The sequence below is a fragment of the Limnochorda pilosa genome, assembly GCF_001544015.1.
Taxonomy (GTDB): domain Bacteria; phylum Bacillota; class Limnochordia; order Limnochordales; family Limnochordaceae; genus Limnochorda; species Limnochorda pilosa.
Window position 1 is genome coordinate 448,009 of sequence record NZ_AP014924.1, and the last position, 13,441, is coordinate 461,449.

Here is a 13,441-nt window from a genome sequence, read left to right on the forward strand (position 1 = left end):
CCCGTGCGGATACCCCGTGTGAGGCGTACCTGGTTTTCTATTCTGGTGATACTCGGTGTGGGCATATCCATCGGCCCGTACGTCTGGACCCTCCTCACTTCCCTGAAGACAGAAGACGAGCTCTTCCAGGTTCCTGTCACCTACCTGCCCCAGGTACCGACGTTCGAAAACTACGTCAATGTGTTCGCTCAGAATCCCTTTGGACGGTTTATCCTCAACAGTCTGATCGTCTGCACGGTAGCGACCACGGTCGTCCTGGTGTTGGGCTCCTTGGCGGGCTATGCCTTCGGTCGCCTCCGGTTCCCAGGGAAGGGACCGCTCTTGCTCGGAGTCCTGGCTTTCTCTACACTGCCGGTGATGTCGCTCATCGTCCCCCTCTACACAATCGTTCAAGGCCTTGGATGGCTCAACTCGTACTTGGGGCTCATCATTCCTTACGTCACGTGGACGCTCCCCCTCGCCGTCTTCATCCTCACCAACTTCTTCAGGCAGATTTCGAAGAACCTTGAGGAGAGCGCCTGGATCGACGGTGCCACGCGCCTGGGGGCGCTTCGCCATGTGATCGCGCCGTTGAGCGGTCCTGGTCTGGTCTCGGCGGCGACCATCACGTTCGTCAACATATGGAACGACTTTCTGATCGGCTTCACGCTCGTCTCGCAGCGGGAGATGCGGACCGTCACCGTCGGGATCACCATGTACCAGAGCGAGTTTGCCTTTCCGTGGGGGACGATCACGGCTGCCGTCTCCATCGCGACCATTCCGGTCGCGATCCTCCTGCTGTTCGGTCAGCGCTGGGTCACCTCGGGGCTGACGGCCGGGGCTATCAAAGGATGACAGGAAGGCCCTCCACTGTCGCGGTGTTCGTGACCAAGGCCACGCGGTGGGCAGACGAGGAGGAGGGGAATCATGAAGAGAATAGGGCTTCTCTCGATCGCTCGAGCAACGTTCGACGTGGGAGCGATCGTGAGCGACCGCCGGTCCCTGGCGCGTCTTCTCGAGGACCCGCGAGAGGGAGCCGGTTCCCCCATCGAGGTTGTCCAGGTCGATCGGCCTATCACCCAGCCCGACGACGTACCGCAAGCTATCCGCGTGCTCCGAGAGGCCGATGGCCAGGGCGGGGCGCGCATCGATGCGCTGGTCGTGCACCAGGGGACCTTTGCCGATGCGTCGGTTCTCCTTGCGCTCGTTCAGGCGTTCCGGTCCCCTGTTATCCTGTGGGCGGTTCCCGAGCCGGTCTCTGAGACGGGCCGGCTGCGACTCAACTCGTTCTGTGGCGCGAATCTCGCAGCCAATACGCTCCACCGTATCGGGCATCCGTACACCGCGGTCTACGGAGGCGCTACCACCGCCACGGCGCACGAGATCATGCAGCGGGCACGCGCCTTCGCGGCCGTGGAGAGGGTACGCAGGGCAAGCGTTCTGGTACTGGGCGAGGCGCCCACCGGTTTTTTCCCGTCGCAGCTGGACCCACTGCACGTGGCCGCAAGGTTCGGGTCGAAGGTGCGTCACGTACCGCTGAAAGTGCTCTTCGACCGGGCCAACGGGCTTCCGCAAGAACGCGTGGAGACCGTGTTTCATGAAGAGGCTGCCACCTTGCGCGGCATCAACGAGGTCCCACAGGTCCAGGCCAACCAATCGATCCGAGCCCAGATCGCGATCCAGGACGCCTGCGAGGAAGTTGGTGCGGACGCTGTTGCCGTCGAGTGCTGGCCGGACTTCATGGTCCAGTTCGGCGGGGCGGCATGCTGGTCGATGAGCCGCTTGATCGACCGGGGGATCATGGCCGGGTGCGAGGCGGACGTCTACGGCGCGCTCACCATGATGATGCAGCACGAAATCACTGGGGAAGCCTCCTTCTTCGCGGACTTGGTCGAAGTGAAACGCGAAGAGAACACGGGCACGTTCTGGCATTGTGGGGCCGCCCCGCTATCGCTTGGCAACCCTGAAGAGATTCGGGCCAGTCGACAACCTAACCGTCAGGTGGCGCTCACGCTAGACTTTGGACTCCGACCCGGACGCGTCACAGTCGCGAAACTCTACAGGGGCCGGGAAGGCGAGGCGCTCTTCATCACGACCGGCACGGCGCTCGCGCGCCCGGTCCAGTATCGGGGGAACACGATGGTGGTGCAATTCGATCGGGACGCTGGGGAACTGCTCGATCTCATCTTCGACGAGGGGCTCGAGCACCACTACTCAGTTGCCTACGGTGACATGCGCCGCGAACTCACGCTGGTAGCGCGAGAGCTTCAGCTCCCCGTGATGGAGGGATGACGATGCAACCGTCCGAGTGGCTCGGGTTGCAGCCGCGTCCGGTGGATGCACTGACCCATATCGAGTCGATAAGGGCGCTCGAAGGGAGCGCAGGGATCGAGCTTCTGGGCCGTCTCGCCTCCGGGCGGGCCGTTCGGTTGCGAATCGAGGCGGCGCGGACAGGCGTGGTCCGCATCCAGTTCGGGCCTGTGGAGCGATACGGCGGGCGCAACGTGCCGAGTTCGCCAGGCCATGACAGCAAGGTAACGTTTCGGCCCGTGAACGACCCGCCTGGCGCGGAATCTGGACCCTCGGGCTTCGCTGAAATCGCCGACGCCCTGAAGGGGCCCCACAGATTCACCGCGAACGGGTTACGTCTCACGGTCAGTGGAGATCCCTTTCGTTTACAGATCGAAGAAGCAGTGAGTGGACAGCTGTTTCTGAAGACCGCCGACGGGGACACGGACGTGATGCTTCGCACACGGGTGCCAGGTTTCGCGTTGCAGCTTCACGCGGAATTACAGGGGGCGCTTCAGACCGAACAGGCCGTGATGGGCCTCGCGGTAGGGCCTGATGAAGCCTTCTTCGGCCTTGGTGAACAGTTCGGCCCACTCAACCTGCGCGGGCGCCGAGTGCAACTCCTGAACCTGGACGCGATGGGAGTGGGAACCGACGCTGCGTACAAGAACGTGCCCTTCGTATTGAGTAGCCGCGGCTACGGTCTATTCTGGAACACCTACGCTCGCATGGTGCACGACGTCGCCTACCCTCAGACCAGCCTGTACAGCTACCGCGTGGTGAGCGACGAGCCCGTCTTCGACCTGTGGTTCTTCTACGGCCCCAGTCCCGGCGAGGTTCTCCGTCGCTACACGGAGTTGACGGGTCGACCCGAAGTGCCGCCCCTTTGGGCTTTTGGGTTATGGATGTCTCGCTGCTGGTACGAGACTCAGGAAGAGGTCGAGACGGTAGCCGCTCGAATGAAGGCCGAGAGACTCCCCTGCGATGTGCTTGTACTGGACGGGCGGGCATGGCTCGATCTGAGGACGCGCTGCGACTTCCAGTTCGATCGCACGCGCTACCCAGAACCGGAAAGTCTCGTCGCGGACTTGCGAGCGCTCGGAATCCGGGTTTGCCTCTGGGAATACCCCTATGTCTCTGTACACAGCCGACTGTTCCCCGAGGCAGCGTCCAAAGGGTATCTGCTTCGAGACTCCTCAGGTAAGCCGTATATGATCCATTTCCCTAAGGAAGCGTTTAACCAGCAGCTGACAGCTTTCCCGGACAGCGGGATCGTGGACTTCACCAACCCCGAGGCGGTCCAGTGGTACCAGGAGCTACACCGTCCGCTCTTTCAAATGGGAGTCTCAGTTTTCAAAACAGACTTCGGCGAGCAGGTGCCGCCCGATGCGGTGGCCTCGAACGGGCTCACGGGAAGCGCGCTGCACAATGCATACGCCTTGCTTTACAATGAGGCCGTCTACGAGGCCACGCGAAGGTTCACCGGTGAGCCGGTAGTTTGGGCGCGATCCGGTTGGGCGTGCTCTCAGCGATTCCCGATCCACTGGGGCGGCGACCCCCCTGCAACGTGGGACGGCTTAGCCGCCACGATACGGGGCGGACTCTCCCTCAGCCTTTCGGGCTTCTCTTACTGGAGTCACGACATCGGGGGCTTTTACGGTCCCAAGCCGTCACAGGAACTCTACATTCGGTGGACCCAATTCGGCGTGTTCAGTCCGTTCGCTCGTTTCCACGGAACAACACCCCGAGAACCATGGTATTACGGTGAGGAAGCCATGTCCATCTTTCGCAAGTACGCGAAGATACGCTACCGCTTAATCCCGTACTTGGTTGCTGCAGCGTGGGAGAGTAACCGTTCCGGGCTGCCGATGATGCGAGCCGTGATTCTTGAGGCGCCAGACCAGGAGGTGGCCAAGAGTGCTGACCTTGAATACCTACTCGGCTCGGACCTCCTGGTGGCTCCGCTGACCCGGCCCGGAGGAGCGCGGCGGGTGTATCTTCCACCGGGCACGTGGATCGACGTGTGGGAGGGGAGGATACATCGCGGGCCCACACATATCGACGTCGTGGTGCCGCTCGACCGGATCCCCGTGTTTGCCAGAGGGGAGTCTGTCATCCCGCTGGGTAGGGGTGCCATTGGAGAGGAGATCCCCCACGTCGGGGAAGCGACGTGGAAGCCGGTCCGCCTGGAGTATTTCGCCGATCCCCAAACGCAATCAGGCGACGCAAGCGTGGAGGTGTGGGCAGCCCTGGCAACATCAGTATCGGAGCGTTTCAGCGGGGAAGCCGCCAACGATCGTGTATCTGTCCCAGTACGGTATCACCTGAAGCGTGACGGCTCAACATTGTCTCTCTGGCAAACTGGGACCGATCCGTGGACTGGATGGCTGCGCTGGCATGGGATCGACGTGGAGAAGGTAGAGCGCGTTTGGGTCAATGGTCAAGCCTGCCCGCGGATGGATCCATTCGATCCTGGAGCAAGCCTATTTGACCTCGAAGCAGGCAAGGAGGGTAGCGGTGTCGGGTGGCACAGAAAAGGACGGGTCCTTTCGATTCCCGTGCACATCCTACCTGGCGGTGTGATCTGTCACGTCGAAGTGGCATTGGCTGCGAACTGAACGCCGCGAAACGGTTCGTGTCAGCAACGGATAGCAGAGAGGTGAGAACATGGAGTTGTTCTTGGATACAGCGCAGGTGGATGAGATCCGGGAGGCAAGAGATTGGGGAGTCCTGGATGGCGTCACCACCAATCCGTCACACGTGGCTGCTTCTGGGCGGCCATTCCTAGAGGTGGTACGCGAGATCTGCGCCCTGGTCGACGGTCCGGTCAGTGCCGAGGTGACTGCAACCCTGGCCGACGAGATGATGGAGCAAGGCCGACTGCTTTCGCGGGTTGCGCCGAACGTGGTGGTAAAGGTACCGGCCACCAGAGAGGGCATCAAGGCGATAAGGCAGTTCTCGGACGAAGGGATCAGTACAAATGCTACCCTGGTCTTCACCCCTGCTCAAGCGCTGTTGGCTGCCAAGGCAGGCGCTACGTACGTGAGTCCGTTTGTTGGAAGGCTTGACGCCATCCAGCACCACGGAATGGAACTGGTCGAGCAGATCCGCCGTATCCATGACAACTACTCATTCCCAACGAAACTACTGGTGGCGGCGGTGCGCCATCCCGATCACGTGGTGGAGGCGGCGCTGATTGGTGCAGATGCCGCCACCTTGCGCTTAGATGTTCTTCGGTCTCTCTACGAACATCCGCTTGTCAATATAGGATTGCAACAGTTTCTAGATGACTGGGCTCGCATCCCGAATGCGTTTCGACGGTATGAATTGTGAACTGCCCCGTTGTCAAGAAGTGGTGTCAGTAGTGCTGACGTGGCCGACGTCTTCCTGGTCTTCGCTCGGCGGTCGCCCGGACGGGACCCCCTGAGATCAGCGCCTTCATGGTGGAACGGAGCATGCCCGGGCTGGAGACGGAGACCCTCCACCACAAGCTGGGCGTTCGGGCGGGGAACACGGGCGGCATCCACCTGCGGGAGGTGCGGGTGCCCGCCTCGCACCTGCTGGGCGAGGAGGGCGAGCGCTTCAAGATCGCTATGTCGGCCCTGGACAACGGTCGCCTCACGGTGGCGGCGGGGGTGACGGGCACGGCGCGGGTCTGCCTAGAGGAGAGCGTGCGGTACGCGAAGGAGCGGGAGACCTTCGGCAAGCCCATAGCCGAGCACCAGCTCGTGCAGCAGATGATGGCCCGCATCGCCGAGGGCTATGAGAGTAGCCGCCTCCTTTACTCCTGGGCGGTTTGACTCAAGAACCAGGGGAAGCGCTGCACCCGGGAGACGTCGCTGGCCGAGCTCCACGCCTGCGATGTAGGTTTCCAAGGAGGGGTCCCGAACCCGTGGATAGCACCTTCCGTGACGTCCCTGGCCCCCCCGCCCCTCGACGCCATCTCGCTCCGAGCCCGATCCCCGCGACGCTCCCTCCGGATTCATGCCAGGCCCGCCCCCACGTCCTCGGGCAAGGCCCAAGGCGGCAGGGCGCGACCGAGCGGGCGGTCCTCCCGGCTCCCCAGGGATGACCTGGTAGAAAAAGAGGCCCCGTCCGGCGATCTCGATCCACCGGTCGCGGAACCTGCATCCCGCACCCTTTGAGCCAGCGGGATTCTCCGGCGGTTTGATTTGGTATGGTCTCAGTTTGCAGTGAGCGGTTCGAAATGGATCTCAGGCCCGAAACCAGCGAGTCGGACTGGTCTTGTACAGTCGGAAGGCAAATCGCGGACCCCCGATCCCTCAACCATGGTCTTTTTCGGCCGTGAACGGCCTGGTCACGGCCAGGGGTGCCCCACGGCATGACGCGGGGTGATCGAAGCGTGCAGGCGGGCGTGAGATCGGACAAGCGTGCACGTGCCCAGGATCAAGCAGCGTCCTTCGTGGCGGAAGAGGGTGGGCTCTTGAAGCGTGTCAGCCCACCCTCTCCCCGAGGACTTCCTCATCCCTCCCCGCCCACGCGGGGTACTCCTCGCCTACCAGGAACCGCCGGGCATAGAGGCCAGCCAGCCGGCCGTACCGATCGCCCTGGCTGGCGGCCAGGTCGTAGAGGAGCCCCACCTGGGCGGCGTCAGCCAGGCGGGTGAGGGCGTGCTTGGCGTACCACTGGGCCTCCTCGGGGGGCAGGGAGGAGAGCCGGTCCACCTCTTGCTCGACGGTCCGGCGGGCCTCGGACGCTTCGGGCGTGCCGGCCTCCTCCAGCATCGGCACGAGCTCGGCCAGGAAGCTCTCGTGGGCCCGCTTCTTAGCCATCGCCTCCAGCAGGTCCAGGGCCTGGATGTTGCTCGGTCCCTCCCAGATGGGGGTGATCAGCGCCTCCCGGTGCCAGCGGGCGACCGCGTACTCTTCCAGGAAGCCCAGGCCGCCGAAGAGCTCCATGGCCAGGCGGGTGCTCTCGGCCGCGTGGTCAGCGGTGCGGTTCTTGGCCAGGTGGGAGAGGAAGCGGGCGTAGTGGTAGTCGGGGGTGTAGGGCGGGCGCTCGTGCCAGCTCCGGTCGAAGGCGTCCACGGCCCGGAAGGAGAGGGCGAGGCCGGCCGCCTGGCGGACGGCCAGGTCGACCAGGTCCCGGCGGATCAGGGGGTGCTCCACCAGGGCCTTCCCGAAGGCTGTGCGGTGGCGGACCCGGTAGAGCGCCTCCAGATGGGCCTTCTTGGCGATGCCCATGGCGCCCAGGGCGTTGGCCAGGCGGGAGGAAGTGAGGATCTCCAGGGTGTAGTAGATGCCCTCCTCGGCCCGGCCGATGAGGAAGGCCTCGGCGTCCGGAAGCTCCACCTCGCCCGAGGGGACGGCCCGTGTGGCGCTCTTCTCCTTTAGGCGGCGAACGTGGTAGTTGAGGGTGCCGTCCTGCCGGAGCCGGGGCACCAGGAAGAGGGCCAGGCCCTTGGGTCCCGCCGGGGCGCCCTCGGGCCGGGCGGTGGCGACGGCCAGGTCGGTGAGGCCCGCCCCGCTCGCGAAGTACTTGTCGCCCCCGGAGAGCCGCCAGAGAGGACCGTCAGGCCGGGCAACGGTCCGGTTCGCCCCCAGGTCGCTGCCGCCCTGGATCTCGGTCATCCAGGTGGCGCCCCAGGCCTCGCCCGAGAGGAGCCGCTCCTTCCAGCCGGCGTGCTCGGGGGCGTACTTGTGGATCGCGTAGACCACCTGCTGGGTGATGGTGAGGATGCAGTAGAGCCCCGGGTCGCCCAGGAGGTAGCCCAGCGCGTAGTGGTGGTGCCAGCTCCCGCCCTGGTAGGGAGGACGCATCAGGGGGGCGAGCTCCTGGAGGAGCGCCTCCTGGGCGGGGGAGAGGCGCACCCGGTCGACGCGGTTCCCGTCCAGGTCGTGCATCACCAGGACGGGCGGCGCCTCCCGGTCCACATGGTAGCCCACCCGGTACGCCTCACCGCCCATCAGCTCGCCCCAGGCCTGGAGCTGGGGCCGGTGGGCCTCCACGTCGGGCCAGTAGCGCCCAAGCACCGCCTGCAGGTCCTGATCCAGCGTGAAGTGGTTCTTGCCGTACGCATAGGACTGCAACCTCACGAGGGGCCACCCTCCCTGACTTCCGGACCGGCGCCGGTGGCGACGATGGTGCCCTGGGCCGTGGCGCAGAGGGTCTCGTTGCCCTGGCCGTCCACCGCGAAGACGTCGCAGCGGCAGACGGCCTGACGTCTCCCCGCGTGGACGACCGTACCCCGAGCGATCAGACTCTCGCCCACCGCCGGCCTCAGGTAGTTGATCTTGTACCCGGAGGTCAGGACGCCCGGGCCGAGGACGGTCCCGCCGGCGAAGGTGAGGACGTTGTCGGCGGCGTAGCTCAGGACGCCGCCGTGGACGAACCCGTTCTGCTGCAGCAGCTCTTCCCGGATGGGGATCCTCAGCACGGCCATACCCGGCGAGAAGGCTTCAAGGGTCGCGCCGATCAGGAGGCTGAAAGGCTGGGCCGCCAGGACCCGGTGACCCAGGTGCAACAGATCAAGGGGCTCCACGGTTGGCATGGTCCTCCCGCAAGTGGGAATCAGGGCCCGTCTTCTCGTCGAGGAGGTGCTGCAGCCCCGCCTCCAGGTCCCGCAGCTCGGAGCGCAGGACCTCCAGGTCGGCGATCTGGGCCTCCACCTCGGCGATCCGGGCCCGTCCCAGGCGCAGGACCTCCCGGAGCTGGGTCACCTCGGTGCGATCCACGTCGTAGAGGTCCAGCACCTCCCGGATCTCGGCCAGGGTGAAGCCGAGCCGCCGGCCCATGCGCGACCATCTCCCTGTGGAACCAAGAGTAACTAACGTTGACGTAAGCGTCAATAACATTCCGAAGGGAGGCCGCCATGGGTGGCGGCGCCGCGGCTGGCTATGGCTACCCGTTGCCTTCGGGTTCCTATGACCTGGGCGGCGTGTCGGGCTGGGTGGGAGGCGCCTCGCGCGCCCCTGCCTCCTGCGTGGAGCCAGCCCCCAGCTCGGTCGCCAGCGCCTCGGCGTGGCGCGCGATCACCCTCAGCTTGCGCACCAGATCGTTGATGCTGCTTTCCAGCTCCACCGCGAGCTTCTCCATCCTGGTCTGGCCTGGCATTGGCTTCACCTCCAACGGGTCTACTCATGGCTCTATGAACCGACGGCACGACGTGGCCTGCGCCGCCAGTCGTGACGAGCTCAGCGGGCGGCCATTCGGAGGCGGAGCCCTGGACCTCCAGGGATTCGGGGTCGATGAGGCCGCAGTCCTGAAGCACCATCCGCTTCTGGAGGCGCATCATCGGGTGCTCGCGGAGGAGCGGCGGCCGCCCGGGGAAGGCGGGCTCGTCGGCTGAGGGCTGGATCGGTGCCTCGAAGTTGGCCCCTTTGCCCTCGGAACCGTCGGTGACCACGCCCAGCAGCAGGTCGCCGGGGACGATGCCGTGGTCCACGTACTCGTGCAGGATGCGCTTCAGGTTCCGCTCGTCGCAAGGCCCGAAGGAGAGCCGGGGCCCGCCTGGGAGGCGGACGTCGACGATGGGCTCCCAGCGGCACATGCCGATGCAGCCCACCTGCTTCACCACGGCTTCCTGCCCGCGCACCGCCAGCTCCTCGCGCAGGAGCGCCGGGATCCGGTCGGCGCCCGCGGCACGGCCGCACGTACCCGAACCGACGAAGAACTCGGGCAGGGCCACCTGCAGGCCGCTTGCCGGCGGCGGGGTCTGAAGCAGGCTCCCCTCACGCCGGGACGTGGTCACGTTGGCTCCTCCTCCGGTAACGGGCCAGGATGCGGGGGACCTGCCGGGAGGTCACCCGTCCGAAGACGTCGCCGTCGATGACCAGCGCTGGCCACGCCGTAGGCCTGGGCGACGGAGATGCCCGCTTCCCTGCCGCAGCGGACCACTTCTGCGCGGGGAAGGTACCCGTGCTCCTCCTGGACCTGCTACAGCAGAACGATGATCGATGGACGTCCGTTGCGAGCCGCACCGTCCTCGGCGTCAGGCTGGTGGACGGGAATGGGAACGACCTTCAAGACGGGCCGGGTCGATGGTGCAGGGGTCGAATCCTGAGAGGGAGTTGCCTCCAGGCCCGCGAAAAGAACGCAAGAAACTAGGGCTGCCCGGGACAGATGGCAAAGTTTCCATGATCAAGGCCCGAAGCCTCATCACGACCAGCGTGCTCGAGGCGCCGGGCCTCGGGAGCGCCGTTGGCCGGCCGTTCTCTCCGTCCGAGGGATGTGGGGGATTGCTGGGTGGGAGCGGAGAACCGCGACAGAAGGCGCCGGGGGGCACCGCACGTGCGACGAGGGGTCGCATTGTTCGTCGCGGTCATCGCCCTGGTGGCGCTCTCGTCGGGTACCTTCCGCTCCATGGAGAGGGCCGACGTGATCGTGCCTGGGCCAGGGGTCACGGCTACGGCCCGGTTGTCGGACTACTTCGCCCCGCTGGCGGGAAGCCCGGGGGAGACGCCCGTCTACGTGCTGGACAGCGGCAACCCCGGCGGCACCGTGGTGATCCTGGGCGGCACCCACGCCGACGAGCTGGCCGGCAAGCTTGCCGCCGTCCTGGTGGTGGAGAACGCCGTGGCTCGCCAGGGACGCCTCCTGGTGATCCCCGAGGCCAACGCCAGCGCGTCCACCCATACCCTTCCGCTGGAAGGCCACCCCCAGCGGGTGTTCATTCCGCTTCCCGACGGCAGCGAGCGGACCTTCAAGTTGGGGAGCCGGGTCACCAACCCGCTGCACCAGTGGCCTGACCCTATCGTCTACGTTCACGCCGCCTCGGGGCAGGAGCTCGCCGGCTCCGATGCGCGGAACCTGAATCGGAACTACCCCGGGCGGCCCGACGGGTCGCTCACCGAGCAGGTCGCCTACGCCATCCAGCAGCTCGTGGTTCAGGAAGAGGCCGACCTGGTGATCGACCTCCATGAGGCCTCGCCCGAGTACCCCGTCATCAACACCATTGTGGCCCACCCCAGGGCGATGGATCTGGCCGCCTGGGTCGCGCTCGAGGTTCAGATGGAAGGGATGAGCCTCGGGCTGGAGCCCTCCCCCGAATCCCTCCGGGGACTGATTCACCGCGAGCTGGGCGACCAGACGTCCGCCCTGGTGGTGCTGATGGAATCGGCCAACCCGGCCCAGGGCCGGCTGCGGGGGAAGACCGACGCCGACCTGGTCCTGGAAGGCCAGGACCCCAACTACGTGAAGGCGGCCCGGATCGGGCGCCTCTACGTTCCCTTCGACGAAGGCGGGCACCCCCTCTCCGAGCGAGTGGCCCGCCACATCACCGGACTTCAGTCCTTCCTGCGCAACCTGGGACTCTTCGGTGAGGACCAGGAGGTCGTGGTGGAAGGGCTGCCCTCCTATGCAGAGCTGGCCGGGAGCGACCTGGGCCGCTTCCTGCAGGGGGCCGAACCGACTGAGCACTGACCGGCGACGCACGCCGGGAGAAAACCCTCGTCTCGAGGGCAAAGGAGGTTGGGGACGTGTCCAACTCGCGCATCGGCTATCAGCGCTGGGCGATCTCGAGCCTGGTCGCCCTGCTCGTCGTTTCGATGGTCGCATCGGGAGCAGCCCTGGCCCAGGGGACCCTGCTGCCCGAGGTACGGGCTGAGAACGGTATGGTCGCCTCGGCGCACCCGCTCGCGTCCGAGGCTGGCGTCGAGATCTTGATGAAGGGCGGCAACGCGATCGACGCGGCCGTCGCCGCCGCGTTCGCGCTGGGCGTGGTGGAGCCCAACGCCTCGGGCCTGGGCGGCGAGGGCATGATGGTGATCCACCTGGCGGGCGGTGACCTGACTGCCATCGACTACCGCTCCGCCGCGCCCCGGGCGGCCACCCTCGAGCGCTACGCGGATGGGACGGCCTCCACGGGCTGGGAGTCGGTGGGCGTGCCCGGTACCGTGGCGGGCCTCTCTACCGCCCTGAGCCGGTACGGCACCATGAGCCTGGCCGAGGTCCTGGAGCCTGCCATCCGCCTGGCGGAGGAGGGCTTCCCCGTCAGCGAGACGCTGGCTGCCTCCATCTCCGACAGCTACGAGGCGATCCTGGCCGACCCCGAGCTTGCGTCCATCTACCTGGTGGACGGCTTCCCGCCCATGGCCGGCGACATCCTCCGAAACCCGAACCTGGCCAGGACCATGCGGATCCTGGCGGGGAAGGGTCAGGACGCCTTCTACCGCGGTGAGATCGCTAAGGCGATCGCGGCCGCCATGGAGGAGAACGGCGGCCTGATCACCACCCTGGACCTGGCCGACTACCGCGCCTTCGAGCGCGAGCCGGTGAGGGGCAGCTACCGGGGCTACGAGGTGGTCTCCGCGCCCCCGCCGGTAGGCGGCATGGCCGTGGTGGAGGCGCTCCAGATCCTGGAGAACTTCGACCTCTCGGGCGAGACCTTCCCGTCCACCCGGGTGATCCACCTGGCCGCCGAGTCGCTCAAGCGTGCCTTTGCCGACCTCAACTGGTACAACGGCGACCCGGCCTTCGTCGACGTGCCGGTGGAGGGGCTCACCTCCAGGGAGTACGCCGCCCGGCGGGCTGAGGAGATCCCCCTCGATCGGATGGGCGAGCGCCCCCAGGCCGGAGACCCCACGCCCTACGGGGCAGGTGTGCCGGTGGGCGCCTATGCTGCGCCGGGGCATGAGTCGGCCAGCACCACCCACCTCTCGACCGCCGACGCGGAAGGGAACGTGGTCGCCCTCACCCAGACCATCTCCAGCTTCTTCGGAGCCAAGGCCGCCGTGCCGGGAACCGGCATCGTCCTGAACAACGAGATGGTCAACTTCAGCACCCGACCGGGGCTTCCCAACACCCTGGCACCGGGCAAGCGGATGCGCACCACCATCGCCCCTACCCTCCTCCTGCAGGACGGCGAGCCCGTCCTCTCCATCGGCACCCCGGGCGCCGGGCGGATCGTCTCGACGATGGTGCAGCTGATCGTCAACCTGGTGGACTACGAGATGAGCCTCCAGGAGGCGATCGAGGCGCCGCGGTTCTACGCCCGCGACTCGGAGAAGAACCTCCACATGGAGAGCCGGGTGCCGGCTGACATCCGGGCCGAGCTCGAGGCGATGGGGTACACCCTGAACGTCCACGGTGACTGGGACCTCTACTTCGGCGGCGCCCAGGGGATCATGATCGAACCCGAGACCGGCGAGTTCGTCGGCGGAGCGGATCCCCGCCGGAGCGGCGGCGTGGTCGGGTACTGACGCTTCGGCTCCTG

The 13,441-nt window shown here is 66.1% G+C and carries 11 protein-coding genes; 7 read left to right on the plus strand and 4 right to left on the minus strand.

Annotation, left to right across the window (positions count from 1 at the left end; translation table 11 throughout):
- Positions 1-3: 3 nt before the first annotated feature.
- The 5 genes from LIP_RS02040 to LIP_RS02060 all read left to right on the plus strand — a co-directional run bounded on the left by LIP_RS02040 (position 4) and on the right by LIP_RS02060 (position 6,068).
- On the plus strand, positions 4-834 hold the full coding sequence (locus tag LIP_RS02040) for a carbohydrate ABC transporter permease (protein ID WP_068133672.1): 831 nt from the start codon (positions 4-6) through the stop codon (positions 832-834).
- 72 nt (positions 835-906) lie between these two features.
- Positions 907-2,271, plus strand: coding sequence for a hypothetical protein (locus LIP_RS02045; RefSeq protein ID WP_068133675.1), 1,365 nt, complete (start codon positions 907-909; stop codon positions 2,269-2,271).
- Between the two features lie 2 nt (positions 2,272-2,273).
- Positions 2,274-4,886: a glycoside hydrolase family 31 protein gene (locus LIP_RS02050; RefSeq protein WP_068133679.1), complete on the plus strand. Its 2,613-nt coding sequence runs from the start codon at positions 2,274-2,276 to the stop codon at positions 4,884-4,886.
- A gap of 49 nt (positions 4,887-4,935) precedes the next feature.
- Positions 4,936-5,601, plus strand: coding sequence for a fructose-6-phosphate aldolase (gene fsa / locus LIP_RS02055; RefSeq protein WP_068133682.1), 666 nt, complete (start codon positions 4,936-4,938; stop codon positions 5,599-5,601).
- A gap of 122 nt (positions 5,602-5,723) precedes the next feature.
- A complete protein-coding gene (locus tag LIP_RS02060) occupies positions 5,724-6,068 on the plus strand; it encodes an acyl-CoA dehydrogenase family protein (RefSeq protein ID WP_198409652.1) in 345 nt (114 codons plus the stop codon).
- Between the two features lie 654 nt (positions 6,069-6,722).
- On the opposite strand, the gene LIP_RS02065 is transcribed toward LIP_RS02060, so the two are convergent.
- From LIP_RS02065 to LIP_RS02080, 4 genes are all read right to left on the minus strand, one after another.
- The gene (locus LIP_RS02065) at positions 6,723-8,324 is read right to left on the minus strand and encodes an acyl-CoA dehydrogenase family protein (protein WP_068133688.1); all 1,602 of its coding nucleotides are present in this window, start codon (positions 8,322-8,324) and stop codon (positions 6,723-6,725) included.
- Positions 8,321-8,779: a PaaI family thioesterase gene (locus tag LIP_RS02070; protein WP_068133691.1), complete on the minus strand. Its 459-nt coding sequence runs from the start codon at positions 8,777-8,779 to the stop codon at positions 8,321-8,323. Before LIP_RS02070 ends, LIP_RS02065 begins: the two co-directional genes overlap by 4 nt.
- Positions 8,757-9,023 (minus strand): MerR family DNA-binding protein, encoded by a 267-nt coding sequence (locus LIP_RS02075; protein ID WP_068133695.1) that lies wholly within the window; start codon positions 9,021-9,023, stop codon positions 8,757-8,759. The genes LIP_RS02070 and LIP_RS02075 overlap by 23 nt, the downstream gene beginning before the upstream one ends.
- 127 nt (positions 9,024-9,150) lie before the next feature.
- A complete protein-coding gene (locus LIP_RS02080; RefSeq protein ID WP_068133698.1) occupies positions 9,151-9,342 on the minus strand; it encodes a hypothetical protein in 192 nt (63 codons plus the stop codon).
- Between the two features lie 1,176 nt (positions 9,343-10,518).
- On the opposite strand from LIP_RS02080, the gene LIP_RS02085 reads away from it, so the two are divergent.
- Together LIP_RS02085 and ggt are read left to right on the plus strand one after the other, a co-directional pair.
- On the plus strand, positions 10,519-11,649 hold the full coding sequence (locus LIP_RS02085; RefSeq protein ID WP_068133701.1) for a succinylglutamate desuccinylase/aspartoacylase family protein: 1,131 nt from the start codon (positions 10,519-10,521) through the stop codon (positions 11,647-11,649).
- Positions 11,650-11,705: 56 nt separating this feature from the next.
- Positions 11,706-13,427, plus strand: coding sequence for a gamma-glutamyltransferase (gene ggt, locus LIP_RS02090; protein ID WP_068133703.1), 1,722 nt, complete (start codon positions 11,706-11,708; stop codon positions 13,425-13,427).
- Positions 13,428-13,441 lie beyond the last annotated feature (14 nt).